25 protein-coding genes are annotated in these 26178 nt (G+C 70.5%); 12 read left to right on the forward strand and 13 right to left on the reverse strand.

Annotated features, from left to right (window positions below; all coding sequences use genetic code 11):
- Positions 1-339 precede the first annotated feature (339 nt).
- A complete protein-coding gene (ald, locus tag JHE00_RS15615) occupies positions 340-1446 on the reverse strand; it encodes an alanine dehydrogenase (RefSeq protein ID WP_200318780.1) in 1107 nt (368 codons plus the stop codon).
- 172 nt (positions 1447-1618) lie between these two features.
- Between ald and JHE00_RS15620 the strand changes: the two genes are divergently transcribed.
- Positions 1619-2578, forward strand: coding sequence for a zinc-binding dehydrogenase (locus JHE00_RS15620; RefSeq protein WP_200318781.1), 960 nt, complete (start codon positions 1619-1621; stop codon positions 2576-2578).
- A 75-nt stretch (positions 2579-2653) separates the two neighbouring features.
- On the opposite strand, the gene JHE00_RS15625 is transcribed toward JHE00_RS15620, so the two are convergent.
- Genes JHE00_RS15625 through JHE00_RS15635 form a run of 3 tightly spaced genes read right to left on the reverse strand, consistent with a single transcriptional unit; the run spans position 2654 to position 5021 of the window.
- Entirely contained in the window at positions 2654-4222 is a 1569-nt protein-coding gene (locus JHE00_RS15625) for a PucR family transcriptional regulator (RefSeq protein ID WP_200318782.1), read from the reverse strand.
- The gene (locus JHE00_RS15630) at positions 4222-4668 is read right to left on the reverse strand and encodes a VOC family protein (protein ID WP_200318783.1); all 447 of its coding nucleotides are present in this window, start codon (positions 4666-4668) and stop codon (positions 4222-4224) included. Before JHE00_RS15630 ends, JHE00_RS15625 begins: the two co-directional genes overlap by 1 nt.
- Positions 4665-5021 carry a PadR family transcriptional regulator gene (locus JHE00_RS15635; RefSeq protein WP_200318784.1) on the reverse strand — a complete coding sequence of 119 codons (357 nt, stop codon included), beginning with the start codon at positions 5019-5021 and terminating at the stop codon, positions 4665-4667. The genes JHE00_RS15630 and JHE00_RS15635 overlap by 4 nt, the downstream gene beginning before the upstream one ends.
- A 62-nt stretch (positions 5022-5083) precedes the next feature.
- Between JHE00_RS15635 and JHE00_RS15640 the strand changes: the two genes are divergently transcribed.
- Positions 5084-5473 (forward strand): VOC family protein, encoded by a 390-nt coding sequence (locus tag JHE00_RS15640; RefSeq protein WP_200318785.1) that lies wholly within the window; start codon positions 5084-5086, stop codon positions 5471-5473.
- Positions 5474-5476: 3 nt separating this feature from the next.
- Here the strand turns inward: JHE00_RS15640 and JHE00_RS15645 are convergent, their stop codons facing one another.
- The 3 genes from JHE00_RS15645 to JHE00_RS15655 form a co-directional block, all read right to left on the reverse strand.
- The gene (locus tag JHE00_RS15645) at positions 5477-6004 is read right to left on the reverse strand and encodes a hypothetical protein (protein WP_200318786.1); all 528 of its coding nucleotides are present in this window, start codon (positions 6002-6004) and stop codon (positions 5477-5479) included.
- Between the two features lie 91 nt (positions 6005-6095).
- Positions 6096-6596: a hypothetical protein gene (locus JHE00_RS15650; protein ID WP_200318787.1), complete on the reverse strand. Its 501-nt coding sequence runs from the start codon at positions 6594-6596 to the stop codon at positions 6096-6098.
- Positions 6597-6643: 47 nt separating this feature from the next.
- The gene (locus tag JHE00_RS15655; RefSeq protein ID WP_200318788.1) at positions 6644-7234 is read right to left on the reverse strand and encodes an SACE_7040 family transcriptional regulator; all 591 of its coding nucleotides are present in this window, start codon (positions 7232-7234) and stop codon (positions 6644-6646) included.
- A gap of 151 nt (positions 7235-7385) precedes the next feature.
- On the opposite strand from JHE00_RS15655, the gene JHE00_RS15660 reads away from it, so the two are divergent.
- The 8 genes from JHE00_RS15660 to JHE00_RS15695 all read left to right on the forward strand — a co-directional run bounded on the left by JHE00_RS15660 (position 7386) and on the right by JHE00_RS15695 (position 15989).
- Positions 7386-8174, forward strand: a complete 789-nt coding sequence (locus JHE00_RS15660) for an SGNH/GDSL hydrolase family protein (protein WP_230424171.1) — start codon at positions 7386-7388, stop codon at positions 8172-8174.
- 79 nt (positions 8175-8253) lie between these two features.
- A complete protein-coding gene (locus tag JHE00_RS15665; RefSeq protein WP_200318789.1) occupies positions 8254-9867 on the forward strand; it encodes a carboxyl transferase domain-containing protein in 1614 nt (537 codons plus the stop codon).
- A 5-nt stretch (positions 9868-9872) separates the two neighbouring features.
- On the forward strand, positions 9873-11855 hold the full coding sequence (locus tag JHE00_RS15670) for an acetyl-CoA carboxylase biotin carboxylase subunit (protein ID WP_307831956.1): 1983 nt from the start codon (positions 9873-9875) through the stop codon (positions 11853-11855).
- Positions 11852-13003: an acyl-CoA dehydrogenase family protein gene (locus tag JHE00_RS15675; RefSeq protein ID WP_200318791.1), complete on the forward strand. Its 1152-nt coding sequence runs from the start codon at positions 11852-11854 to the stop codon at positions 13001-13003. The genes JHE00_RS15670 and JHE00_RS15675 overlap by 4 nt, the downstream gene beginning before the upstream one ends.
- A 127-nt stretch (positions 13004-13130) precedes the next feature.
- A complete protein-coding gene (map, locus tag JHE00_RS15680) occupies positions 13131-13898 on the forward strand; it encodes a type I methionyl aminopeptidase (protein WP_200318792.1) in 768 nt (255 codons plus the stop codon).
- Entirely contained in the window at positions 13895-14422 is a 528-nt protein-coding gene (locus tag JHE00_RS15685; RefSeq protein WP_200318793.1) for a GNAT family N-acetyltransferase, read from the forward strand. Before map ends, JHE00_RS15685 begins: the two co-directional genes overlap by 4 nt.
- A gap of 30 nt (positions 14423-14452) precedes the next feature.
- A complete protein-coding gene (locus tag JHE00_RS15690; RefSeq protein ID WP_200318794.1) occupies positions 14453-15520 on the forward strand; it encodes an alpha/beta fold hydrolase in 1068 nt (355 codons plus the stop codon).
- 22 nt (positions 15521-15542) lie between these two features.
- Positions 15543-15989: an SgcJ/EcaC family oxidoreductase gene (locus tag JHE00_RS15695; protein ID WP_200318795.1), complete on the forward strand. Its 447-nt coding sequence runs from the start codon at positions 15543-15545 to the stop codon at positions 15987-15989.
- On the opposite strand, the gene JHE00_RS15700 is transcribed toward JHE00_RS15695, so the two are convergent.
- The 5 genes from JHE00_RS15700 to JHE00_RS15720 all read right to left on the reverse strand — a co-directional run bounded on the left by JHE00_RS15700 (position 15986) and on the right by JHE00_RS15720 (position 21814).
- A complete protein-coding gene (locus tag JHE00_RS15700) occupies positions 15986-16603 on the reverse strand; it encodes an FMN reductase (RefSeq protein WP_200318796.1) in 618 nt (205 codons plus the stop codon). The two genes, JHE00_RS15695 and JHE00_RS15700, sit on opposite strands and share 4 nt — an antisense overlap.
- Before the next feature lie 141 nt (positions 16604-16744).
- Positions 16745-17953 carry an acyl-CoA dehydrogenase family protein gene (locus tag JHE00_RS15705; RefSeq protein ID WP_200318797.1) on the reverse strand — a complete coding sequence of 403 codons (1209 nt, stop codon included), beginning with the start codon at positions 17951-17953 and terminating at the stop codon, positions 16745-16747.
- A 13-nt stretch (positions 17954-17966) separates the two neighbouring features.
- Entirely contained in the window at positions 17967-19262 is a 1296-nt protein-coding gene (locus tag JHE00_RS15710; RefSeq protein ID WP_200319315.1) for an acyl-CoA dehydrogenase family protein, read from the reverse strand.
- A 105-nt stretch (positions 19263-19367) separates the two neighbouring features.
- Positions 19368-20570: a low temperature requirement protein A gene (locus JHE00_RS15715; protein WP_200318798.1), complete on the reverse strand. Its 1203-nt coding sequence runs from the start codon at positions 20568-20570 to the stop codon at positions 19368-19370.
- Positions 20571-20617: 47 nt separating this feature from the next.
- The gene (locus JHE00_RS15720) at positions 20618-21814 is read right to left on the reverse strand and encodes a TetR/AcrR family transcriptional regulator (RefSeq protein ID WP_200318799.1); all 1197 of its coding nucleotides are present in this window, start codon (positions 21812-21814) and stop codon (positions 20618-20620) included.
- A 124-nt stretch (positions 21815-21938) separates the two neighbouring features.
- On the opposite strand from JHE00_RS15720, the gene JHE00_RS15725 reads away from it, so the two are divergent.
- Together JHE00_RS15725 and JHE00_RS15730 are read left to right on the forward strand one after the other, a co-directional pair.
- Positions 21939-23150, forward strand: coding sequence for an acetyl-CoA C-acetyltransferase (locus JHE00_RS15725; protein WP_200318800.1), 1212 nt, complete (start codon positions 21939-21941; stop codon positions 23148-23150).
- A gap of 2 nt (positions 23151-23152) precedes the next feature.
- Positions 23153-25321, forward strand: coding sequence for a 3-hydroxyacyl-CoA dehydrogenase NAD-binding domain-containing protein (locus tag JHE00_RS15730; RefSeq protein ID WP_200318801.1), 2169 nt, complete (start codon positions 23153-23155; stop codon positions 25319-25321).
- Positions 25322-25411: 90 nt separating this feature from the next.
- Here the strand turns inward: JHE00_RS15730 and JHE00_RS15735 are convergent, their stop codons facing one another.
- Positions 25412-26137: a PP2C family protein-serine/threonine phosphatase gene (locus tag JHE00_RS15735; protein ID WP_307831957.1), complete on the reverse strand. Its 726-nt coding sequence runs from the start codon at positions 26135-26137 to the stop codon at positions 25412-25414.
- Positions 26138-26178 lie beyond the last annotated feature (41 nt).

The following is a 26178-nucleotide window of genomic DNA, read 5'->3' on the forward strand; positions in this document are numbered from 1 at the left end:
CGTCGACTGCCCTAGGCGGTGGTCATCCTGCCGTACCGCCCCGGTGGACGATGATCCGAGGTGGCCGCGCTCCGATCGGTTCCACCGGATGGGCGCGAGGGTAAACAGCCAGGTCGGCCGCGATCGCCGTGAAGTCGAGGTGAGCGTGAAGAAATAAAGGGCGCAAAGTTCCGCCCCCCGGGGAGCGAAGCGCCGGGTTATTACATAAGCTTGTCAGTGGCGGCCCGCTCCCGGTGACCCCCAGGCTGGTTGAGCGGGCCGCCCCTTCATGTCTGCGCCGGTTCGGTTTTCACTCTCTGAACCGGGTGAACCGGACGTCGGAATCTGCAGGCCACGCCGTCAGAGATCCGCGGGTCGGTACTCCAGGCCGTGCGCCGCCGCGACCGGTTCGTTGGTCAGTGCTCCCGCGTGAGTGTTGAGCCCCTTCGCCAAGGCGTCGTCGGCGCGCAGCGCGCCGCGCCAGCCGTGCTCGGCCAGCCGGATCGCGTAGGGCAGCGTCACGTTGGTGAGCCCGTAGGTCGACGTCCTCGGCACAGCTCCCGGCATGTTCGCCACGCAGTAGAACACCGAGTCGTGCACGCGGTAGGTCGGCTCGTCGTGCGTGGTCGGCCGCGAGTCGGCGAAGCAGCCGCCCTGGTCGATCGAGATGTCCACCAGCACGCTGCCCGGCTTCATGCGCGACACCAGGTCGTTGGACACCAGCTTCGGCGCCTTCGCGCCCGCCACCAGCACCGCGCCGACGACGAGGTCGGCCTCCACCACGGCCTCGTCGAGCGACAGGGCGTTCGAGGTGACCGTGCGGATGCGGCCCGCGAAGTCGCGGTCGATCTGGCGCAGCCGGTCTACGTTGGTGTCGAGCACCTCCACGTCGGCGCCGAGTCCCAGCGCGACGCGTGCGGCATTGAGCCCCGCGACGCCGCCGCCGATCACCACGACCCTCGCCGGGTGCACGCCGGGAATTCCGCCGGGCAGGACACCGCGGCCACCGCTGGGCTTCAGCATCGCGTGCGCGCCGACCTGCGGCGCGAGCCTGCCCGCGACCTCTGACATCGGTGCCAGCAGCGGTAGTGCGCCATCGGGGGACTGCACCGTCTCGTAGGCGATCGCTGTGGTGCCCGCGGCCAGCAGCGCCTCGGTGAGCGGGCGGTCGGCGGCGAGGTGCAGGTAGGTGAACAGCACCTGCTCGGAGCGCAGGCGGCCGTACTCCTCGGCGATGGGCTCCTTGACCTTGAGCACCAGCTCGCCCTCGGCCCACGTCTGTTCGGCGGTGGCGAGGATCTTGGCGCCTGCGGCGAGGTACTCGTCGTCGGTGATCGCGGACCCCAGGCCCGCGTCGGTCTCGATGACGACGTCGTGCCCGCGCTGGGTCAGCTCGTGCACGCCCGCGGGAGTCAGCGCGACCCGGTACTCGTGCTTCTTGATCTCTCGGGGGACGGCGATGCGCACGGCTTCCTCCTGCGTGTAGTGCGGTGCTGTTGCCCACGGTGAACCACCCGGACAGCGGTGTCATCGTGGTCACAAGACAATGCTGATCCCCTCCGATGGTTCCCGCAGAACAAGTGCTTGACCTCCACTTCGGTCGAGGTCACACGCTGGGTGGCACACAGGAAGGGGCGTCATGAGAGCCGTGTGGCTGAAGGAGTTCGGCGAGCCGGAGGTGCTCGTCGCGGGGCCCGCACCTGAACCGGAGCCCGGTCCTGGCCAGGTACTGATCGAAGTGGTGTTCGCGAACATCACGTTCGTGGAGACGCAGTTCCGCCGCAGCGGCTTCGGGCCGTACCGCGTGCAGCCGCCGGTGATCCCCGGCAACGGCGTGGGCGGCGTGGTCAGCAGGGTCGGCGAGGGTGTCGACGCGGCGCTGGTGGGCAAGCGGGTGGTGAGCTCGCTCGACGGCACCGGCGGGTACGCCGAGCGCGCGGTCGCGGACGCGGCCGGGGTGCTCGAGGTGCCGGAGGGACTGGAACTCGACGAGGCCGTCGCACTGCTCGCGGACGGGCGCACGGCGATGCTGCTGCTCAGCGGCGCCGCGCTGCGCGAGGGTGAGCGGGTGCTCGTCGAGGCCGCCGGGGGCGGAGTCGGGAGCCTGCTGGTGCAGCTCGCCCGCGACGCGGGTGCGCTGGTGGTCGCCGCGGCGGGCGGGAAACGCAAGCTGGAGCTCGCCTGGGACCTCGGCGCCGAGTACACAGTGGACTACCGCGAGCCGGGCTGGACCGACCGGGTGCGCAACGCCGTCGGGGGCGTCGACGTGGTCTTCGACGCGGTGGGCGGCGACGTCGGCCGGGCGGCGTTCGACCTGATCGCCGCGGGAGGCCGGATGATCACGTTCGGTGCCGCCGGCGGGGCGCCCACCGAGATCGGTGAGGACCTCGCCGCCGAACGCGGGGTGTCGGTGGGCTGGGGCATCGGTGCGACGCCGGAGGAGCTGCGGGGATTCGCGGCGTCGGCGCTGGCGGAAGCCGCGGTGGGCAGGCTGCGTCCGGTGATCGGGCAGCGGTTCCCGCTGGAGCACGCCGCGCAGGCGCACGCCGCGATCGAGTCCCGCGACACCGTGGGCAAGACCCTGCTCGAAGTGGGCTGAGACCGCGGTGAAGGGCACCTTTACTGCGTTCAATGCAGTAAAGGTGCCCTTCACCGCAGTCGGCGAGCGCAGGGGTCAGGACCAGCGGAGGGTGGTCAGTTGGGACAGCAGGGCCAGTCGGACGTCGGGGTCGTCCAGGTCGAGGGGGACCAGTTCGAGCAGCTTGCGCATGCGATAGCGCAAGGTGTTCGGGTGGATTCGCAGCGCCGATGCCGCGGCGCGCGGATCGCCGGGATGGCGCAGCCATTCGTACAGCGTGGACACGTAGTCGGTGCCGCCCGCGCTGTCGTGCTCACGGATCGTCCCAAGTGGACCGAGTTCGGTGACCCGCGCGGCGCCGGATGCGGTGGCCGCGCGGTGTAGCGCCAGCGCGGTCCACACGTCGTCGAAGCACACCACCCGGCCCCGCAGCACTCCGGAGCGCAGCAGTCCCAGCGTCTCCTCCGCCTCGGCGCGTGAGCGCGCGAGGTCGGCCAGCGACCGCGCTCCGCCCGCGGCGGCGCGCAGCTCCCCGGTCCTGCGCCCGGAGGGGATCTCGGCGAGCGCGGCCTTGATCTCCGGCCACGTGCCCGGGCCCTCGCCGTCGGGCACGACGGCGTAGAGCAGGCCCTCGTCCTCGGCCGCGACCGGTCTGCGCCCGATGCCCTGCGAGATCCGCTCCAGCAGCGCGAGCCGCAGCCCCTCACCGTCGAGCGTTTCGCCGCCGGGTGTCTCCACCACGACCACGCGGTGCGGTTCGTCGGCGAGGTCGAGTTCCGCGAGCGCCCTGCGCGGGCTCACCTCGCCGCGCAGCAGCGCGCGCAACAGCTCAGCCGACGCCCTGCGCTGGACGTCGGCGTGCGCGCGACGGCGCAGCAGGTGCAGCGCGACCACGGGCGCGGTGTCGGCGAACGCGGCGGCGCGCTCGTCGGGCACCGGTCCTGCCACCACGGCCCACATCGAGCCGAGCAGCTCGCCGCCCATCCGGATCGGCACGATCAGTCTCGGCAGCGTGCCGTCCTTCTGTCCCGGCACGAAGATCGTCTGCCTGCCGCGGCTCAGTTCGCGGAACACGCCGCGCGAGCGGAACCGGGCGAGCACGTCGTCGGGGATGCGCCTGCCCATGATCGTCGCGACGCGCGCCGGATCGGTGATGTCCTGGCGGGCCGAGTAGGCGAGCACGCGCGAGTTGGTGTCCTCGATGGTCACCGGAGCGTCCACAACGGATGCCACGGCGTCGGCGAGCCGGAACAGGTCGCTGGCGGCGGGGTCGTCACCGTTCTCGAGCGTCTCGGACTCGTCGGCGATCGCGTCGAGCACGGTGCGCAGCAGCCACACGAGCTGGGCCCACGACGTGGCCGCGTGCACCTCGATGAGCCCGACGCCCGCTCGTGCGGCTGCTCGCCGGACCGGGGGCTTGGTCGCCAGCGGCGGCTTGAACAGCACCGCCGCGACGTCGTGGTCGGCTGCTTCGGCCACGAGCGCCGTCGCGGCCTCGACGTCGGCGACGGCCACGGCGAGCACCAGGTCTCCGGCGCCGAGGCCGCCCGGCGAGCCCGGCTCCGCGATCACCACGTCGGCGACGGCGGCGCACTCGGGCGGCAGGTGCAGGGCGTGCAGCAAGGTCGGACCCACCCGGTCCACCACACTGCGCACGGAGACCATCAGACGCTCGGCGGGGTGCGCGCGTCGATGTCGCCGGGCGTGAACTGCTCGCGTTTGGTCGTGAGCGCCCAGCGGTGCCCGTCGGGGTCGACGACCCTGCCGTAGCGCTCGCCGAAGAACATCTCCTCGACCGGCGCCTCCACTTCGGCACCCGCGAACACGGCGCGGCGGAACAGGTCGTCGGGGTCGTCGGTCTCCAGCGCCAGCAGCATTGGCGTGCCGCCCAGCGTGCCGGGGCAGAGCGCGTCGAGCTGCGGGATCTCCTCGCTGACGAGCAGGCGTGCGTCGCCGACGGCCAGTTCGACGAACAGCACCGTGCCGTCCGGCAGTCGGTTGCGGAAGAGCTCCACGGCGCCGAAGGCCTTGCGGTAGAAGGACAACGCCGCGTCGACGTCGCCGACGAACAGGTGGGGCACCAGGCCTTGTGCCCGGCTCGGGCCGCTCACGCCGAGCGCTCCCGCCGGTCGAGCAGGCCGGCCTCGGCGGCGGCTGAGGCGAGTCGGGCCAGCAGCCGCGCCTCGCGCGTCGCGACGTCCCAGCCCTGCTCGGTGAGCTGGTAGTAGCGGCGGCGGGCGTCGTGGGGCTCGTCCTCTCGCATGTCGGGAGCCTCCTCGACCAGGCCGTCCGCCGCCAGCCGGGAGAGCGTGCGGTACAGGGTGCCGGGGCCGAGCTGGACCGAGCCGTCCGTGAGCTCGGTGACGAAGCCCATGATCCCGTAGCCGTGCGCCCGTCCCCGCGCGAGCGCGAGCAGCACCTGGAACGCCGCGGGGGTGAGTGGCGGCGGGTTGCCCTTCGCCATGAGCGGAGCATACACTCCGAATTCGTTGTATCCGTACTGGATATATTCAGGTTGGAGTCGGCATGGGGATTCGCGGCGTCAGCAAGGTCGTCGTCGGGGTGCGGGACCAGGAGCGGGCCAAGCGGTTCTGGTCCGAGACGCTCGGTTTCGAGATCACCACCGACGTGCCCTACGACGACGAGGGCAACCGGTGGGTCGAGGTCACGTCGCCGGACGGCGAGACGGCGCTGATCCTGAGCACCGATCCACAGGACCGGTTCCGCGCTCCCGAGGACGGCGAGCTGCCCACGAGCAACTTCTTCTTCTACGCCGACGACCTCGAGCGGACCTACGAACAGCTGTCGGCCAAGGGCGTCGAGTTCCCCGCGAAGCCGGTGCGCCAGCCTTGGGGCTGGTGGTCGATGTTCACCGACTCCGAGGGCAACCGCTTCGCGCTGCAGCAGCGGGGCTGAGGCTCAGCTCGCGGTCCGCTTCCGGAACCACGGCGTCCTGCCGCCAGGGGTGAACACCGACAGCAGCGTGGCGACCAGTAGCAGCACCAGGCCGGCGGTCATCGCGGAGATCAGCAGTCCCTGGGCGTCGCCGGGCCCGTCGCCGTTCGCCACGGCCTCGCCCGCGGCGACGAAGCGCGGCACCACCAGCAGGTTGCCGCCGAGGTAGAGCGCGATGGTGAGCACCAGCTTGGCGAGCACCCAGTGGTAGCGCAGCAGGCCCCACTTCGTGCCGATGCCGAGCAGGAGCCCGCTGATCAGGGCGACCATGCTGACCGGGAAGTAGAACGTGCCGCCGAGCACGCCCGCGATCACGTAGGCGCCCGAGGTGACGGCGTCGTCGCCGCTGGATACGCCGACGATTCCGAGGGTCAGCAGGCACGCCTCGATGCCGATCCAGCCCACCGAGCTGACGACGTGGACGAAGAGCAGCCACTTGCGCGGCCGGCGACCGAGCTTGAGCCGAGGTTCGATCCGGGTCCTGGTAGCCATGCCCTCGAGCGTCGCGAAGCGCGGGCGTCGCGTCGTCGCCCCGGGATCGACACCTGCGCCTACGCCCGCTGCCGTAGCCGGGTGTATCGCGCTAGTCGGCCAGCGCCTCGGCGATCCAGTCCTGGACGGGCAGCTCCCGGTCGAGGCATTCGGTCGAGAGCCGCATCGTCCAGCGCAGGGCCTGCAGGATCAGCGAGTCCACCTCGTCGGGAGCGGCGTTGGTGAGCGCGATCTCCACCTGCTCCTGCGCGGCCTCGGTGTTGCCGTGCACCTCGGCCAGCAGCGTGCGCACCGCGGTGCGCACGGGAGGGTCGGCCTGGTCGATCGAGACCTCTTCGCCGGCCTCGTCGAAGACCTGCACCTTGACCGGAGCGGCCCCGCCATCGCCGAGCGTGCTCACCATCTCGCTGCACGCGCCGAAGAGCAGCAGCATCAGTTCCCTGGTTTCGGCCATGCGCGCTTCCGGAGACGGCGCCAGCACTGTGAGTGCCTCGTCGTCATCACCGAAGCGCATGGCGACGAGGGCGCGCTGCGCCTTCTCGACGAGCCCCGCGGGCTCTTCCTCGCTGCGGTCCGCTTGCACGTGCCCCATCAAACACCAGCCGGGCGGCGTTTGGGTGCCGCCCGCTGGGGTGATCGTCACTTCGCGGCGTAGAGCGCCCCGAGCGCGAGCCTGCAGAGCAGGTCGGCGAGCTCGTCGTCGGGCAGGTGCCGGTTGTGCGGGGTGGAGTTGATCAGCCCGAAGACGGCGTGTGCGGTGGATCGAGCGTGCGGTTCGTCGAGGTTCGGCACCGCGGCGCGCAGCGCGTTCACCCACACCTCGACGTAGCGCCGCTGCAACGCCCGCACCTGCTTGCGGTCGGAGTCGGTGAGATTGGCGAGGTTGCGCTCCTGCACGGTGATGAGCGCGGGCCGCTGGAGCGCGAAGTCGACGTGGAACCGGACGAGCCCGGCTAGGGTCTCGTCCGGGTCACCGGGGGTTTGCGTGTGCTGCTTGCCGCCGTCGAAGAGGTACTCGCTGATGGACGTCAGCATCTCGCCGAGCATGGCGTCCTTGCTGCGGAAGTGCCGGTACAGCGCGGGTCCGGAGATGCCGACCGCGGCGCCGATGTCGTCGATCCCCACACCGTGGAAGCCGTGCCTGGCGAAGAGCTCGGCGGCCGCGGCGAGGATCTGTTCGCGCCTGGTCGCCTTGTCTCCTCCTGCGAGCGGGGCGGACAGGTGTGACATCGCGTCAGTCTAGGGCAGTCCGGTTAGCGAGCGCTAACATTCGGCCGACTTCCGGCTTGAACCGGTCGGGTATGTCCTGATCACGCGCCTTCCGCACCGTGGTTCCGGCTGGTAATGGTTCTCCTGTCAGTGATTGACGAAGGGGTCCGCCATGCTGGTGAAGACTTTTCGTTCCCTCGCCGTGTTCGTGGTGGCAGCGCTGGTGCTGGTGGGCAGCGCGGTCACCGCCTCGGCGCAGGCCGTCAGCTACGTCGCGCTCGGCGATTCCTACTCCTCCGGTGTCGGTGCCGGGGACTACGGGGACTCAGGTGCCTGCAAACGCAGCGCCAACGCCTATCCGCAGCTGTGGGCGGACGCCCGCGGTGTCAGTGACTTCCAGTTCAACGCGTGTCTCGGAGCCAAGACCGGCGACGTGCTGGCGCAGTCCGACGCGCTGAGCGAGGCCACCACGTTCGTCACCGTGTCGGTGGGTGGCAACGACGCAGGCTTCACCGACGTGATGACCGACTGCACGCTCGGCGGCGACCAGGCGTGCGTCGACCGGGTCGAGGACGCCAAGACCTACGTCAACGGCACGCTGCCCGGTCTGCTCGACGACGTCTACTCGACGCTGCGGAGCAAGGCGCCGAACGCCGAGATCGTGGTGCTCGGCTATCCGCGCTTCTACCAGCTCGGCGGCTCGTGCGAGGCGGGGCTGAGCGAGGCCAAGCGCGAGGCGATCAACTCGGGTGCCGACACGCTCGCCGACGTGATCGGAGCGCGTGCGGGCGCGGCCGGGTTCACGTTCGTGGACGTGCGGGAGCCGTTCACCGGGCACGAGATCTGCTCACCCGACTGGTGGCTCAACAGCCTCACCTGGCCGGTCGACGAGTCGTACCACCCGAACGTGAACGGTCAGGCACTCGGCTACCTGCCCGCGCTGGAGGCCGTCACCGGCTGAGCCGTTCGACCCTGGACGCCGAGGTTAGCTGCCGTTAACATCCTGAGTGACGTTAACGGCAGCTAACCTGAGGGGTGGGATGGACACTCCGGCGCTCTCCAGCTCCGCGGACCCACAGAGTGACGCGTTCTCGCGCCATGTCAGCGGACACGGTGAACTCGTCGAGGACCTCCGTAAGCGACTCGCCACCGCGAGGCTCGGCGGTTCCGAGAAATCCCGTGCCCGGCATGTGGAACGCGGCAAGCTCCTCCCTCGCGACCGCGTCGACGCACTGCTCGACCCGGGGTCGCCCTTCCTCGAGCTCTCGCCGCTGGCCGCCACCGGCCTCTACGACGACGAGGCGCCCTCGGCCGGGATCATCACCGGCATCGGGCGCGTGTCCGGCCGGGAGTGCGTGGTCGTGGCCAACGACGCCACCGTCAAGGGCGGCACGTACTACCCGATGACGGTCAAGAAGCACCTGCGTGCCCAGGAAGTGGCACTGCACAACAACCTGCCGTGCGTCTACCTCGTCGACTCGGGCGGTGCGTTCCTGCCGCGCCAGGACGACGTGTTCCCCGACCGCGAGCACTTCGGCCGCATCTTCTTCAACCAGGCCACGATGTCGGCGCGCGGCATTCCGCAGATCGCGGCCGTGCTCGGCTCCTGCACCGCGGGCGGTGCGTACGTGCCCGCGATGAGCGACGAGGCCGTGATCGTGCGCAACCAGGGCACGATCTTCCTCGGCGGACCGCCGCTGGTGAAGGCCGCGACGGGCGAGGTCGTGACGGCGGAGGAGCTCGGTGGCGGCGACGTGCACGCCCGCGCGTCCGGCGTCACCGACCACCTCGCCACCGACGACGCCGACGCGCTGCGCATCGTGCGCTCGATCGTGTCGACGCTCGGTCCGCGCACGCCGAGGCCGTGGGACGTGCTGCCCACCGAGGAGCCCGCGGTCGATCCGCGCGACCTCTACGGCGTGGTGCCCACCGACCCGCGCACGCCGTACGACGTGCGCGAGGTCATCGCCAGGATCGTCGACGGCAGCCGCTTCGCCGAGTTCAAGAAGGAGTACGGCTCCACGCTCGTCACCGGGTTCGCCCGCATCCACGGCCACCCGGTGGGCATCATCGCCAACAACGGAGTGCTGTTCTCCGAGTCGGCGATGAAGGGCGCGCACTTCATCGAGCTGTGCGACAAGCGCTCGATCCCGTTGCTGTTCCTGCAGAACATCACCGGCTTCATGGTCGGAAGGGACTACGAGGCGGGTGGCATCGCCAAGCACGGCGCCAAGATGGTGACCGCCGTCGCGTGCGCGCGCGTGCCGAAGTTCACCGTGATCATCGGCGGCTCGTTCGGCGCGGGCAACTACTCGATGTGCGGGCGGGCGTACTCGCCCCGGTTCCTGTGGATGTGGCCCAACGCGCGGATCTCGGTGATGGGCGGCGAGCAGGCCGCCTCCGTGCTCGCGACCGTGCGCAGGGACGCCTTCGACGCGCGCGGCGAGGAGTGGTCCGCGGCCGACGAGGAGTCGTTCAAGGACCCGATCCGCGAGCAGTACGAGGACCAGGGCAATCCCTACTACTCCACGGCGCGGCTGTGGGACGACGGCGTGATCGACCCGCTCGACACGCGTACGACGCTCGGCCTCGCGCTCTCGGCGGCGGCCAACGCGCCACTCGAACCAGTCGGCTACGGCGTTTTCCGGATGTGATGACAGTGTTCGACACCGTTCTGGTCGCCAACCGAGGCGAGATCGCCGTGCGCGTGATCGCCACGCTGCGGCGGATGGGGATCCGGTCCGTCGCGGTCTACAGCGACGCCGACGCCGGAGCCCGGCACGTGCGCGAGGCCGACGCCGCCGTGCGGATCGGGCCCGCCGAGGCCGCGCAGAGCTACCTGTCCGTGCCCGCTGTGGTGCGCGCTGCCGTGGAGTCCGGTGCGCAGGCCGTGCACCCCGGCTACGGATTCCTGTCCGAGAACGCGGCGTTCGCGAAGGCCTGCGCGGAGGCGGGCCTGGTGTTCGTCGGCCCGCCGGTGGGCGCGATCGACGCGATGGGCGACAAGATCCGCGCCAAGGCGACGGTCTCGGCCGCCGGTGTTCCCGTGGTGCCAGGCGAGTCCGATGTGGACGACGTGGCCGGCATCGCGGCGGCAGCCGAGCGGGTCGGTTTCCCGGTGCTGCTCAAGCCCTCGGCGGGTGGCGGCGGCAAGGGCATGCGGCTGGTGACCGGGCCCGGCGAGCTGGCCGAGGCCGTCGAGTCCGCGCAGCGCGAGGCCAAGAACGCCTTCGGCGACGACCGCCTGCTCGTGGAGCGTTTCGTCGAGACGCCGAGGCACATCGAGATCCAGGTGCTCGCCGACGCCCACGGCAACGTCATCCACCTCGGCGAGCGTGAGTGCAGCCTGCAGCGGCGGCACCAGAAGATCATCGAGGAGGCACCCTCGGCGCTGCTGGACGAGGAGACGCGGCAGCGCATGGGCTCCTCGGCGGTGGAGGCCGCGCGCTCGGTCGGCTATGTCGGAGCGGGCACGGTGGAGTTCATCGTGTCCTCGGCCCGGCCGGACGAGTTCTTCTTCCTGGAGATGAACACGCGCCTGCAGGTGGAGCACCCGGTGACCGAGCTCGTGACCGGCCTGGACCTGGTCGAGTGGCAGCTGCGCGTCGCCGCGGGCGAGCCGCTGACCGTGGCGCAGGACGACGTGCGCCTCGAAGGGCACGCCGTGGAGGCCCGTGTCTACGCCGAGGACCCCGCGCGCGGCTTCATCCCCACCGGTGGGACCGTGCTGGGGCTCGCCGAACCGTCCGGCGCCGGAGTGCGCGTGGACTCCGGGCTGTCCGAGGGCAGCGTCGTCGGGTCCAACTACGACCCCATGCTCGCCAAGGTGATCGCGTGGGGACCCGACCGCGCGGCCGCGCTGCACCGGCTCGACCGGGCGCTGGCCGACACGGCCGTACTCGGCGTGCACACCAACGTCGCGTTCCTGCGGACGTTGCTGCGCGACGACGACGTGCGCGCGGGAGTGCTCGACACCGGTCTGGTGGAGCGCAAGCTCGCCACGCTCGGCTCCGCCGGCGTTCCGGGTGACTTCCTGGTCGCCGCCGCGCTCGACCGGCTGCTCGCGCTGTACCCGGCGGGCGAGGTCGTGGACCCGTGGGACGTGCCGAGCGGCTGGCGGCTCGGCGCCGCGGCGGGCGTGACGTTCCGGCTGCGGGCCGAGCAGACCGAGGCGCTGGTGCGCGTGGAGGGCTCGCCTGAGAGTGCGCTCGTGAGCGTCGACGGCGGCGAGCCGGTGGCCGCCGCGGCCGAACTCGACGGCGCACGCCTCGTGGTGCGCCACGCTGGCGAGTACCTGCGCTACCACCGCCGCGAGGCGCCCGACGGCACACTCTGGCTCGCCCGTGAGGGCCGCGGCGTCTCGCTCGGCGAGCGGCCGAACCTGCTGGCCTCCCATTCCGAGGACACCGAGGCCGGGCCGGTCACCAGCCCCATGCCCGGAACGGTGCTCGTGGTGAAGGTCGCCCGCGGCGACACCGTGGCGGCGGGAACCCCGCTGCTCGTCGTCGAGGCGATGAAGATGGAGCACACCATCACCGCACCGGTAGACGGTGTCGTCTCCGAACTCCACGTCCAGGCGGGCCAACAGGTCGCGCTGGACGAAGCTCTCGCCCTGGTCACCCCCGAGGAGCAGACATCATGATCGACTTCAGGCTCGACGACGAGTACGAGGCTCTGCGCAAGACCGTCCACGACTTCGCGCAGAACGAGGTGGCGCCGGTGATCGGCGGCTTCTACGAGCGCGAGGAGTTCCCGTACGGACTCGTCGCGAAAATGGCGGAGATGGGCCTGTTCGGCCTGCCCTTCCCTGAGGAGTTCGGTGGCATGGGCGGCGACTACTTCGCGCTGTGCCTGGCGTTGGAGGAACTCGCCCGCGTCGACTCGTCGGTGGCCGTGACCCTGGAGGCCGGTGTCTCACTCGGCGCGATGCCGATCCACCGCTTCGGGTCGGCCGAGCAGAAGCGCGAGTGGCTGCCCTCGCTGTGCTCGGGTGAGGCGCTGGGCGCCTTCGGGCTCACCGAGCCGGGCGGCGGCTCCGACGCCGGTGCCACGCGCACGACGGCGCGGCTGGAGAACGGTGAGTGGGTGATCAACGGCAGCAAGGCGTTCATCACCAACTCCGGCACCGACATCACGCGCCTGGTCACCATCACGGCGATCACGGGTCAGCAGGACGGGCGCAAGGAGATCTCGGCGATCATCGTGCCGTCGGGCACGCCGGGCTTCACGGTGGCTCCGAAGTACTCGAAGGTCGGCTGGAACGCGTCGGACACGCACGAGCTGGCGTTCTCCGACTGCCGCGTGCCCGCCGAGAACCTGGTGGGTGAGCGCGGGCGGGGCTACGCGCAGTTCCTGTCCATTCTGGACGAAGGCAGGGTCGCGATCGCCGCGCTCGGCGTCGGGCTTGCGCAGGGTTGCGTCGACGAATGCCTGCGTTACGTCGGCGAGCGCGAGGCGTTCGGCAACAAGATCGGTGCCTACCAGGCGATCCAGTTCAAGATCGCCGACATGGAGCTGCGGGCGCACACCGCGCGGCTGGCCTACTACGAGGCCGCGGCCAAGATGCTGCGCGGCGAGCCGTTCAAGAAGGAGGCGGCGATCGCCAAGCTCGCGTCGTCCAACGCGGCGATGGACAACTCGCGCGACGCGACGCAGATCTTCGGCGGCTACGGCTTCATGAACGAGTTCCCTGTGGGCCGGTTCTACCGGGATGCCAAGATCCTTGAGGTCGGCGAGGGCACGAGCGAGGTCCAGCGCATGCTGATCGCGCGCGAGCTCGGCCTGCGCTGAGCCACGCCCCCACGTGCGGTGAAGGGCACCTTTACTGCATTGAACGCGGTAAAGGTGCCCTTCACCGCAGCTACCGGGTGTGATAGATATACCGGTATTAGTATCCCGATTCTGAAGTGAGCATGCGGTGATCGAACTCAAGACTCCCGGCGAGCTGGACGCCATGCGCCTGGCGGGCAAGGTCGTGGCCACGGCTCTGCAGGCCGTCCGCGCGGACGCGGCCGTCGGCATGTCGCTCAAGGAGCTGGACGAGATCGCCGCCGGTGTGCTGTCCGACACCGGCGCGCGCTCGTCGTTCAAGAACTACCATCCCCGCTTCGCGCCGAGTCCGTACCCGGCCGTGCTGTGCACGAGCGTCAACGACGCCGTGGTGCACGGCGTCCCCACCGACTACCGGCTGCGCGACGGCGACCTGGTGAGCGTCGACTTCGGCGCCGAGGTGGACGGCTGGCACGGCGACGCCGCCGTCAGCTTCGTCGTCGGCACCGCCGACCAGCGCGACCTGGACCTGATCGCCACCACCGAACGCGGGCTGGCGGCCGGGATCGAGGCCGCGCAGCCGGGCAACCGCCTCGGCGACGTCGGCCACGCCATCGGCGTCATCGGCAGGGGCGCGGGCTACGGCCTGCTCGCCGACCACGGCGGGCACGGCATCGGGCACGCGATGCACGAGGAGCCGCACGTGCCCAACGAGGGCAGTCCGGGCAAGGGACTGTCGTTGCGCCCCGGCATGGCGATCGCGATCGAGCCGATGTTCATCCGCGGTGGCGGCGACGCCTACCGCGCGGGCGACGACGGCTGGACGCTCTACACGAAGGACGGCAGCAGGGCCGCCCACGTGGAGCACACGATCGCGATCACCGACGAGGGCCCGCGTGTCCTCACGGCGCTATGACGCACCCCACCCTTCGCCCCGGGGTCGCCGACGACGCCGGGCTGCTGCTGGCCATGTTCGACGGCGCGGTCGCGTGGCTCGCCGAACGCGGCCGCGACGGCCAGTGGGGCTCGACGCCGTGGTCGCAGGACCCGAAGCGCGTCGAGCGCGTCAAGGGCATGGCCTCGGGCGGCAAGCTGCTCGTCGCGGAGTTCGACGGCTCGCCCGCGGGCGCGCTGATCCTCACCGAGCAGCCGCCTGCGCACATCCCGCCCGTCACCGAGCGCGAGCTCTACGTCGACCTGCTCATCACGTCGCGGGAACACACCGGGCGCGGTGTGGGTTCGTTTCTGCTCGACCACGCCCGCGTCGAGGCGCGCAGGCGCGGGATCGACCTGGTGCGGGTGGACTGCTGGGCCGGCGGTGACGGTGCGCTCGTGCGCTACTACCGCGGGCAGGGATTCACACCCACCGAGCGGTTCCACGTGGGCGACTGGGTCGGCCAGGTCTTCGAGGATCGGCTCGACGCCGGGGACGTGGGATAGCGTGTCCCTGGTAGTACCAGGGGAGGCGGGATGACAGCACCACCGGCACGGCTTCTGTCCGCGGCGTCCAATGTGGCGGCCAAGGTGCTGCAGGGCGGCGTCGCCGACCTGCGCCCCGTGCCGAGGGTGCTCATCGACCAGGGTCCCAACCGTTCCGTCTACCGCATGACCAGCACGGGCGGCGGACCCGCTCCGGCGGGGCCGCCCGTGCTGCTCGTGCCCCCGCTCGCGGCGCCCGCGCTGTGCTTCGACCTGCGGCGTGGCTGCAGCCTCGCCGAGCACCTGGTGGAGCAGGGCAGGCGCACCTACCTCGTGGACTATGGCAACGTCGCGTTCTCCGACCGGCGGCTCGGCATCGAGCACTGGATCGAGGAGGTGCTGCCGAGGGCTGTGCGCAAGGTCAGCGCCGACTCGGGCGGGCAGGGCGTGCACGTGGTCGCGTGGTGTCTCGGCGGGATCTTCTCGCTGCTCACCGCGGCCGACCAGCCGAAACTGCCCATTGAGTCGATCACCACTATCGCCTCGCCGTTCGACTTCACGGCGATCCCGCTGGTGGCACCGTTTCGGCCGCTGGTGGAGTTCACCGGCGGGCACCTGCTCACCCCGTTCTACCGCGCGCTCGGCGGTGCACCGTCCTATTTGGTCAGCCGTGTGTTCAAGGCGACGGGGCTGAGCAAGGAGATCACCAAACCGCTGGCGATCCTGCGCAACCTCGACGACCGCGACTTCCTCGCCCAGATCGAGGCCGTCGACCACTTCATGGGCAACATGGCCGCCTACCCCGGGCGCACGTTCGGCCAGATCTACCACCGCTTCTTCCGCGCCAACGACCTCGCCGAGGGTGGCGTGGACCTGGGCGGCAGGGCGATCTCGCTGTCCGCGGTGAAGGTGCCGACGCTGGTGATCGCGGGTGAGAACGACACGATCGCGCCGCGCCAGGCCGTCCAGAGACTCGTGGGTCTGCTGGAGAACTCGCCGGACGTGCGGTTCGAAGTCTCTCCGGGCGGACACCTCGGTGTGCTCACGGGGCGGCGGGCGCGGGGCACCACGTGGCGACATGTCGACGGGTTCCTCGACGAGCAGTTGACCTCCAGCTAACTGGAGGTACGAGGCTGGCGGCATGAGCAGGGAAACGCCGCCACCGGCCCTCACCGACACCACGACCGACCACGCCGCCGACCGCGCCGCGATCGAGCGCGTGGTCGCCGACACCGAGAAGGCCTACAACACCAACGATCCCGAGCTGCTGACCGAACACTTCGCGCAGGACGCCACGGTGGTCAACGCGATGGGGGTGCTGCTGTCCGGCCGGGACACGCTGCTGGAGTCCAACCGCGCCGGGCTCGCCGGGTTCCTGCGGGACCAGTACGTGCGCTACGACCTGCTCGACGTGGTCTTCGTGCGTCCCGACGTCGCCTTGGCGCACAAGGGAGCAAGGGCGACCGACGCCACGGGCGAGCTGATCGACCTCGACCACGCGATGATCGCGCTCTACGTGCTGGTGAAGCAGGACGGCCGCTGGTGGGTCGCGGCGAGGCAGAACACGCTGGTGCCCGCCGAGGGTTAGGACTTCGGGAGCAACGCGGCCAGCTGCTGCTCGAACGGCAGCACCTCGTCGACGGCCCTGCCCGTGGAGGGCCTGCCCGAGAGCAACTCGGTCAGCTCGCCCGCGGCGCGCGCGATGCGCCCGGAGAGCCCTTCGGCGTCGGTGGAGCCCCAGTCCTCGGACGAGGCGTACACGGCCGTCGGCACGACCACGGCGCGCAGGTAGGCGAACATCGGCCGCAGCGCGTGCTCGAGCGCGAGCGAATGGCGCGCCGTGCCACCGGTCGCGGCGACGAGCACGGGCTTGCCGGTGAGCGCGGCGTTGTCCAGGACGTCGAAGAAGGACTTGAACAGGCCGCTGTAGGACGCGGTGAAGATCGGGGTCACGGCGATCACCGCATCGGCGCCGGTCACGGCTTCCAACTCGGCGTCCAGGGCCGGGCTGGGGAATCCGGTGACGAAGTTGTTGGCGATGTCGACGGCCAGCTCGCGCAGCTCGATCACGCGGACGTCGACCTGCCTGCCCTCGTCGGCGAGCTGCCTGCTGACGGCCTCGGTGAGCCGATCGGCGAGCAGTCTCGTCGAGGACGGCTGGGTGAGCCCCGCCGTCACGACGGCCAGCGTGAGCGGTGTCATCGTGCCTCCCAAGTAGTTGCGTGCTCAACTACTTGAGTCAACGACGGGTGGCCGGGTGGTATTCCGCAGCTTGGTATGGCTGCAGTGAAGGGCACCTTTACTGCATTGAACGCAGTAAAGGTGCCCTTCACCGCATGTGGGTTACTTCAGCTCCGCACTCGTCTTCCCGAGGAGTCTGCGGGCCACGATCAGTTGCTGGATTTGTTGCGTGCCCTCGAAGATGTCCAGGATCTTCGCGTCCCTGCTCCACTTCTCCAGCAGCAGTTCCTCCGTGTAGCCCAGCGTTCCCGCCAGTTCCACGCAGCGCAGGGTGATGTCGACGACCGAGCGGCCCGCCTTCGCCTTCGCCATCGACGCCTGCAGCGAGTTCGGCTTGCGGTTGTCCGCCATCCACGCCGACTCCAGGGCCAGCAGGTACGCCGCCTCGTAGTCGGCCTCCAGCTCCAGGTACGCGGCCGCCGCGGCGTGCTGCGAGTTCGCCGGCTTGTCGTAGTCCACCGTCACGCCCGCCTCGGCCAGCAGACGCTCCGTCTCCTCCAGCGCCGCCCTCGCCACGCCGATCGCCATCGCCGCCACGAGCGGGCGCGTGTTGTCGAAGGTCTGCATGACCCCGGCGAAGCCCTTGCTCGTGTCGATCTCCGGCGTGCCGAGGAGATTCTCCTTGGGGACCCGGCAGTTCTCGAAGCGCAGCACCGCCGTGTCGGATGCGCGGATGCCGAGCTTGTGCTCCAGGCGCACCACCTCGAAGCCAGGCGTGCCCTTCTCCACCACGAACGACTTGATCGCCGCGCGGCCCTTCGACTTGTCCAGCGTCGCCCACACCACCACGGCATCGGCGCGCTCGCCCGCGGTCACGAAGATCTTCTCGCCGTTGAGGACGTAGTCGTCACCGTCGAGCGTCGCGGTGGCCCTGATGGCGGCCGAGTCGGAGCCGCAGTCCGGCTCCGTGATCGCCATCGCCGCCCAGACGCCCGCGAACCGTTGCAGCTGCTCGTCGTTGGCGACCGACGCGATGGCCGCGTTGCCGAGACCCTGTCTCGGCATCGACAGCAGCAATGCCACGTCGCCCCAGCACATCTCGATCGCGCCGAGCACCGTGCTGAGGTTGCCGCCGTTGCGGTTGCCGCTTTTCTTGTCGTCCTCCTTGCGCCGCACTCCCGCGGCGCCCGCGCCGCCCTCACCAGAGGAGTTCAGCCCGTCCAGCAACGCGGCGAGCATGTCCAGCTCCGTCGGGTACGCGTGCTCGGCGCGGTCGTACTTGCGGGAAATGGGCCGGAACACCTCGGCCGCCGCCTGGTAAGCCTGGTTGACCAGCGTCCGGGCCTTCTTCGGAATCTCGAGATTGATCACTGCACAAGCCCCTTCAGAGAAGAACGACGCCTTCGAGCACACCGATGGCACGCAGGTCCCGGTACCAGCGCTCGACGGGGTGTTCCTTGACGAACCCGTGGCCGCCGAGCAGCTGCACACCCGCGCTGCCGATCCGCATGCCCTTGTCGGTCGCGAGCTTGCGGGCCAGCGCGACCTCGCGCGCGTACGGCTTGCCCTGCTCGGCCCTCGCCGCCGCCTTGAGCGTCACCAGGCGCAGGCCCTCCAGCTCGATGGCGATGTCGGCGACCTGGAACGCCACGCCCTGCCGGTGGCTCACCGGCTCGCCGAACGCCTGCCGCTCGTTGACGTAGGGGATCACGTAGTCGAGCACGGCCTTGCCGGTGCCGCACGCGAGCGCCGCCCAGCCGAGCCGCGACAGCCGCACGACGTCGGCGAAGACGTCACGCTCGCCGCCGCCGAGCAGCGCGCCGGCTGGCAGATTCACCTTGTCCAGCACCAGTTTTCCGGTCGCCGCGCCCCGCAGGCCCATCGCGGGTTCGGCGTCGACGGAGACGCCCTGGGTGGAGGACTCCACGAGGAACAGCGCGGGTCCGCGGCCTTCGAGGTCGGCCGACACGATGAACAGCTCGGCCTGCGCCGCGCGCGGGACGAGCGACTTCGCGCCGTCGATCCGGTAGCCCTTCGGGGTGCGCTTCGCCTTCACCGACGGCGTGAACGGGTCGAACAGCGGCGTCCGCTCCTGCAGTGCCAGCGCCGCGGCGGGCACGTTCTCGCCGACGAACGAGGGCAGGTAGGTCGCCTGCTGCTGCTCGTCGCCCCACTGCACGAGTGCGGTGCTGACGGCGGAGGGGGCGAGCACCGCGACGGCGAGGCCGAGGTCTCCGTGCGCGAGCGACTCGGCCACGAGCGCGCCCGTGACCACCGAGCGTTCGGTGCCGACGCCGCCGAGTTCCTCCGGGATGCCGACGAGTGTCACGCCCAGTTCGCTCGCCCTGGTCAGCAGGCCGTCGGGCGGCGTCAGCTTCGCGTCCGCCTCGGCCGCGGCCGGTCGCAGCTGTTCCGCGGCGAACTCGGTCACCGTCTCGACGATCAGCTGCTGGTCCTCGGTGGGGGTGAGGTCGAACAGGCCGGTGTCGGGCGTCGGGGCGAGCCGGGCGGGTTTCCCGAGCCTCGTGGTCGCCGTGAACGCCCTGCTCGCGGCTCCCGCCGCGCGGAAGCCGCCTCTGGTGGCCGCGGCCACGACGTTCTGCACGGGTTTGCGCAGGCCTGCGCGCTCGATCGTCTTGCTGCCTGCCAGGCGCGTGAGCGCGGCGAGGCCGAATCCCATCGCGTCGCGGGTGCGCTGCGGAGTCTGTCGGGCCACGATCATCCCCTTCGTTACCTACTCGCGAGTAGGTTAACTCGTCGCCAGGGCCGATCGCCAGTCGGGCGCTCAGTAGCCGTGCTGGATCAGGCGAGCCCTGCGCCCGGCGAGCACGAAGCGCTCGAACGCCATGAGCGCGACCAGCACCGCGGCCACCGCGGCCACCATCGCCGCGGCAGGCAGCAGCTCGAGCGCGGGCGTGAGCGCGAGCAGCACCCCGGCGGTGACCAGGCGCTGGACGTTCCAGCCGCCGAGGTTGCGCTTGCGCAGCGCGCTCAGCGTGCCGAGGTACAGCGCGACTCCGCCGGTCAGCGCCCACATCGGGATGCCGTGCAGCGCCGCGCCGGGCGGGTACTGCTCCGGATCGGCCACGTAGAGCAGCGCCTTCTTCATCCCCAGCGCCAGCAGCACGATGCCCGTGACCAGCGGCAGGTGGAGGTAGGTGTAGGAGTCGGTGGCGTAGCGGACGCGCTCGTCGCCGGTCGCCGTGGTGAGCCTGCGCTCGGCGACCGACGCGACCACCCCGAAGTACAGCCACCACAGGCTCGTCACCAGCAGCAGTCCGAGGGTGGCCGTGAGCGCCACGAGCCACGTCATCGGCAGGGTGCTGATGCCGACGCCGATCGCCACGATCGACTCACCGAGCGCGATGATCACCACCAGCCCGAACCGCTCCGCGAAGTGGCCCGGCGCGGGCACCCGCCAGCCGTGGGCGCCCGCGGCCCGCACGCCCACGTAGTCGATTCCGAGCGCGAGTACCCAGATGACGAGCTGGGTCCAGCCGCTGGCGAACGCGGCGCCCGCGAGGATGAGCGCGCCGCAGATCCCGGGAGCCGTACTGCGCAGCACCACCGAGCGCAGCGCGGCGTCGTCCCGCGCGGCGCCGAGGTACGCGCCCAGGTGCAGCAGCCGGACCAGCAGGTAGCAGACGGCGAACAACAGCGGCGCGAACAAGCCGCCCTCGAAGTCGGTGAACGCCTCGGGGATGGTCAGCGCCACCAGCAACAGCACCGCCATCGCGCCCAGCAGCGCGTACCGGGCGGCACCTTCGTCGGCGCGGACCGTGGTGCCGAGCCAGGCGTAGGCGCACCAGCACCACCACAGCACGGCGACCACCACGACGCCCTGGGCGAGCCCGAGCAGGGTGAGGTGGTCGGACATCAGCTCCACCGTCTGCGTGATCGCGTAGACGAAGACGAGGTCGAAGAACAGCTCCAGCGTGGTCACCCGGTGTCCTTCGGTGACCGCCGTGAGCCGCCGGCGCGTGGCCATGCGTCACGGTGGCACGCGGTGGGGACGACTCGGCAGAGTCGTTCGCCTCAACCGAGGTCGAGCACCGCCGACAGCAGCGTCACCAGCTCGGCCGGCAATGTGGGCCTGCCGCTGACGCGCCGGGTTCGCGTGAGGTCGTTGGCGATCGTCAGCGCCGCGTGCACGGTGATCTTGGCTTCGCGCTGGTTCAGCTCCGGCCGCGCGGCCTCCAGCAGCGAGGTCCACCTGGCCACGTAGTCGCGCTGGATGCGCAGCAGGTCGCCGCGGTCGCGCTCGTCGATGTGCACGCGGTCGACCGAGAACGACACGAGGAGCTCGGGCGGTCCGGTGAGCGTCTGGACGTAGGACTCGGCGAGCCCGCGCAGTGCGCCGCGCTCGTCCTGGGGCGCGCCCGTGCGCAGCGCGTGGTCGCCCGCGAGCGCGAGCCGGTCGGCTGCCCTGCGCCCGATCGCGCCGAGCAGCCCTGCCTTGCTGGGGAAGTGCCGGTAGACGCTCGGGCCCGCGATGCCGGCCGCGTTGCCGATGTCCTCCATGCTCACGGCGGTGAAGCCGCGCGAGCGGAACAGCTCGGCCGCCGCGGTGAGCAGTTGCTCGCGCCGCGAGGGCTGGGTCAGCGGGGCTGGCGCCTCGGGCACGGGAGCATCGCCGGGCTCGGGTAGTTCGGTGTGCAGCACGCGCAGCGCGATGTCGACGAGCAGCTGCGCGAACCGCCGTTTCGCGATGCTCGTGTGGTGCACCGACACACTGCCGAACACCGAGAGCCCCGCCCAGCACAGCAGCTCGGCGTCGTCGGCGGCCAGCTCGGGCCGCACGCGCATCAGCAGCTTGGCCCACTGCGTGAGCATCGCCGTGGAACGGTCGCGGATCGCGCGCTGGTCGTCCTTGCCGAGGTGACGGCCCTCCCATCGCCACAGCGCGGCGATCTCCCTGCGCTCGACGGACTTGGTGGCGAGGCTGGTGAGCAGCGCCCTGATCTGCTCTGGTGTCGGCGTCCCCGTGAGCTCCAGCGCGGCCTCGGTGGCGGCCTCCAGTTCGTCGATGCCGCTGAGCAGCACCTGGCCGAGGATGGCCTGCTTGTCGGCGAAGTGCCGGTACAGCGCAGGGCCGGTCACCCCGGCCGCCGCGGCGATGTCGTTGATGCCGACACCGTGGTAGCCGCGGTCGCGAAACAGCTCCGACGCGACACCGGCCAGTTGGTTCTTCCGGTCGCGCGGACGCTTGCTCTTCGGGGCTCGCTCGTTCATACGTGATCCAACTTTAGCTTCAGTTGACCGGATGACAACCCGTTGACACCATGGGAAGAAGGCGGATTATGTTAGTAGCGATTAGCACAGCGATGGATACCGTGGGGCAGGAAGGACCGTTGGTGTGAGTACAGAGGCGTTCATCTACGAGGCGATTCGGACGCCCCGTGGCAAGAACAAGGGCGGATCCCTGCACGGGACCAAGCCGATCGACCTGGTTGTCGGGCTGATCGACGAGCTCAAGGCGCGGCACCCCAACCTGGACCCCGCGCTGATCGACGACATCGTGCTCGGCGTCGTGTCGCCCGTCGGCGACCAGGGCGCCGACATCGCACGCGCGGCCGCGATGGCGTCGGGCCTGCCCGACACCGTGGCAGGCGTGCAGCTCAACCGGTTCTGCGCCTCCGGGCTGGAAGCGGTGAACCAGGCCGCGCAGAAGGTGCGCGCCGGCTGGGACAGCCTGCTGATCGGCGGCGGTGTCGAGTCGATGTCGCGCGTTCCGATGGGCTCCGACGGCGGTGCGATGTTCACCGACGCGGCCACGAACTACGACACCTACTTCGTGCCCCAGGGCATCGGCGCGGACCTGATCGCGACGATCGAGGGCTTCTCCCGCGAGGACGTCGACCGCTTCGCGGTGCGCTCGCAGGACCTGGCCGAGCAGGCGTGGGCGGGCGGCTACTTCGCCAAGTCCGTGGTGCCGGTCAAGGACATGAACGGCGTGACGATCCTCGACCACGACGAGCACCGTCGCCCCGGTTCCACCATCGAGTCGCTGGGCAAGCTCAGGCCCGCGTTCGAGGGCATCGGCGAGATGGGCGGCTTCGACGCCGTCGCGCTGCAGAAGTACCACTCGGTCGAGAAGATCGACCACGTACACACCGGTGGCAACTCCTCCGGCATTGTCGACGGCGCGGCGCTCGTGCTCGTCGGCAACGAGGAGGTCGGCAAGACCATCGGCATCGCGCCGAGGGCCCGCATCGTGGCCACGGCCGTCACCGGCACCGACCCGACGATCATGCTCACCGGCCCGACCCCGGCCACTCAGAAGGTGCTCAAGACCGCGGGCCTGACCGTGGACGACATCGACCTGTTCGAGCTCAACGAGGCCTTCGCGTCCGTCGTCCTCAAGTGGATGAAGGACCTGAAGCTGCCCGAGGAGAAGGTCAACGTCAACGGCGGCGCCATCGCGATGGGTCACCCGCTCGGCGCCACCGGCGCGATGATCCTCGGCACGATGGTGGACGAGCTGGAGCGCCGCCAGGCCCGGCGGGCGCTCGTGACGTTGTGCATCGGCGGCGGCATGGGCCTCGCCACGATCATCGAGAGGGTTTGAGCATGGCCGAGGCGAAGACCATTCGCTGGGAACAGGACGCCGACGGCATCGTCCTGCTGACGATGGACGACCCGAACCAGTCGGCGAACACGATGAACGCGGACTACCGCGAGTCGATGGGCGCGACCGTCGACCGGCTCGAGGCCGAGAAGGACTCGATCACCGGCGTGGTGCTGACGTCGGCGAAGAAGACGTTCTTCGCCGGTGGCGACCTCAACGACCTGATCAAGGCCGCGCCGGACGACGCGGAGAGCGTCACCAAGCTCGGCAACGAGCTCAAGGCCCAGCTGCGCAGGCTGGAGACGTTCGGCAAGCCGGTGGTCGCCGCCATCAACGGTGCGGCGCTCGGCGGCGGGCTCGAGATCGCGCTCGCCTGCCACCACCGCATCGCGGCCGACGTGAAGGGCAGCGTCATCGGCCTGCCCGAGGTGTCACTGGGGCTGCTGCCCGGTGGCGGCGGCATCGTGCGCACCGTGCGCCTGCTCGGCATCCAGAACGCGATCCTGAACGTGCTCGTGCAGGGGCAGCGGCACAAGCCTGCCAAGGCGCTGGAGCTCGGCCTCGTGCACGAGCTGGTGTCCGATGTGGACCAGCTCGTGCCCAAGGCCAAGGAGTGGGTCAAGGCCAACCCCGAGGCCGTGCAGCCGTGGGACGCCAAGGGCTACAAGATCCCCGGCGGCGCCCCGTCCAACCCGAGCTTCGCGGCCAACCTGCCCGCGTTCCCCGCGAACCTGCGCAAGCAGCTCAAGGGCGCGCCGATGCCCGCGCCGCGCGCGATCCTCGCCGCGGCCATCGAGGGCGCGCAGGTGGACATCGACACCGCATCGCTCATCGAGACCCGCTACTTCACCAGCCTGGTGATCGGCCAGGTCGCGAAGAACATGACCAAGGCGTTCTTCTTCGACCTGCAGCACATCAACTCCGGCGGCTCGCGGCCCGACGGCCACGAGAAGTTCCAGGCGAAGAAGGTCGGCGTGCTCGGCGCCGGGATGATGGGCGCCGCGATCGCCTATGTCAGCGCCAAGGCGGGCATCGAGGTCGTGCTCAAGGACGTCTCGCAGGAGAACGCCGAGAAGGGCAAGGGCTACGCCGCCAAGCTGGAGGAGAAGGCCCTCAAACGCGGCAAGACCACGCAGGAGAAATCGGACGAGCTGCTGGCGCGGATCACGCCCACGGGCGACCCCGCCGACCTCAAGGGCGTCGACTTCGTGATCGAGGCCGTGTTCGAGAGCCAGGAGCTCAAGCACAAGGTCTTCCAGGAGATCGAGGGCGTGGTGAACCCGGACGCGGTGCTGGGCTCCAACACCTCGACGCTGCCGATCACCGGCCTCGCCGAGGGCGTGCAGCGCCAGGAGGACTTCATCGGCATCCACTTCTTCTCGCCGGTGGACAAGATGCCGCTCGTGGAGATCATCCGCGGGGAGAAGACCTCCGACGCCACGCTCGCGAAGGTCTTCGACTACACCCTGCAGATCAAGAAGACCCCGATCGTCGTCAACGACAGCCGTGGGTTCTTCACCAGCCGCGTGATCGGCACGTTCATCAACGAGGCCGTCGCGGCCGTCGGCGAGGGCGTGGAGCCCGCCAGCATCGAGCAGGCCGGTTCGCAGGCCGGGTACCCGGCTCCGCCGCTGCAGCTGATGGACGAGCTGACGCTGACGCTGCCGCGCAAGATCCGGCAGGAGACGCGGGCCGCGGTCGAGGCCGCGGGCGGCACGTGGGCCGAGCACCCCTCCGAGGGCGTGATCGACCGGATGCTCGACGAGTTCGACCGCAAGGGCCGTTCCAGCGGCGCCGGGTTCTACGAGTACGGCGAGGACGGCAAGCGCACCCGCATCTGGCCGGGTCTGCGCGAGGCGTTCGACTCGGGCTCCGCGACGATCCCGTTCGAGGACCTCAAGGAGCGGATGCTCTTCGCCGAGGCGCTGGAGACCGTGAAGTGCTTCGACGAGGGCGTGCTCACCTCGGTGCAGGACGCCAACATCGGCTCGATCTTCGGCATCGGTTTCCCGCCGTGGACCGGTGGTGTCATCCAATACATCAACCAGTACCCGGGCGGGCTGAAGGGCTTCGTCGCGCGCTCGCGTGAGCTCGCGCAGCGCTACGGCGCGCACTTCGAGCCGCCGCAGTCCCTTGTGGACAAGGCCGAGAAGGGCGAGATCCTCGAGTAGCGGCTCTCGGGAGAGACTGCGGTGAAGGGCACCTTCCGTGCATCGAACGCACGGAAGGTGCCCTTCACCGCATCTGGGGAGAGCTCGGGATCAGGCCAGGAGGCGGTCCACCACCACCGCGGTGGCGTTGTCGGTGCTGCCCTCGGCTCGGGCGGTGGAGACCAGCGTGGCCGCGGTCTCGCCCGCCGGCACGCCGTCGGCGAGGATCGCCTTGATGCGCACCAGGCTCAGGCTCTTGTGCACGCCGTCGGTGCTCAGCAGCAACCGGCCGGGACCGGCGCCGACGCGCGCGACGCCGATGTCGCCCTCCTTGGCGGTGCGCACCGAGTCGGTGACCATGTGCTCGAGCCTCGGCGCGGGCGTGACCCCGTTGAGCCGCCAGAACTCGGCGAGCGTGTGGTCGACGGTGATCTGGTGCAGCACGCGCCCGTTCCAGCGGTAGGCCCTGCAGTCGCCGACCCACGCGAGGTCGACCACCTCCTCTTCGGTGCCCACGGGCGGGAAGAGGGCCACGACCAGCACGGTGTCGGCCTTCGGCTGCTCGAACTGCGTCAGCAGCTCCTGCTGGGCCCGCCGCAGCCCGCCCACAGCGCCGTAGCGCACGGCCTCGGCCGCCGCGGTGCTCGCGGCGAGCCGCGCGGCCCGGGCGGCGAGCAGGTGGTCGCCGACCCCGTCGGCCACCGCGAACGCCATGCGTCCCGTGGCCGGATCGGTGTGCGTTGCCACCGCGTCTGCGTTGATGTCGCGCGGCCCGCGATCGCTCGCCGCATCGGATCGTGTGTGCACCGTCAGCGGCAGGTGGGGAGTGGTCAGCACGGCCGGTCCTCCTCCAGGCGAGGCCGACCCCCGACGAATCG

It is taken from the genome of Prauserella cavernicola (genome assembly GCF_016595675.1).
Taxonomy (GTDB): Bacteria; Actinomycetota; Actinomycetes; order Mycobacteriales; family Pseudonocardiaceae; genus Prauserella_A; species Prauserella_A cavernicola.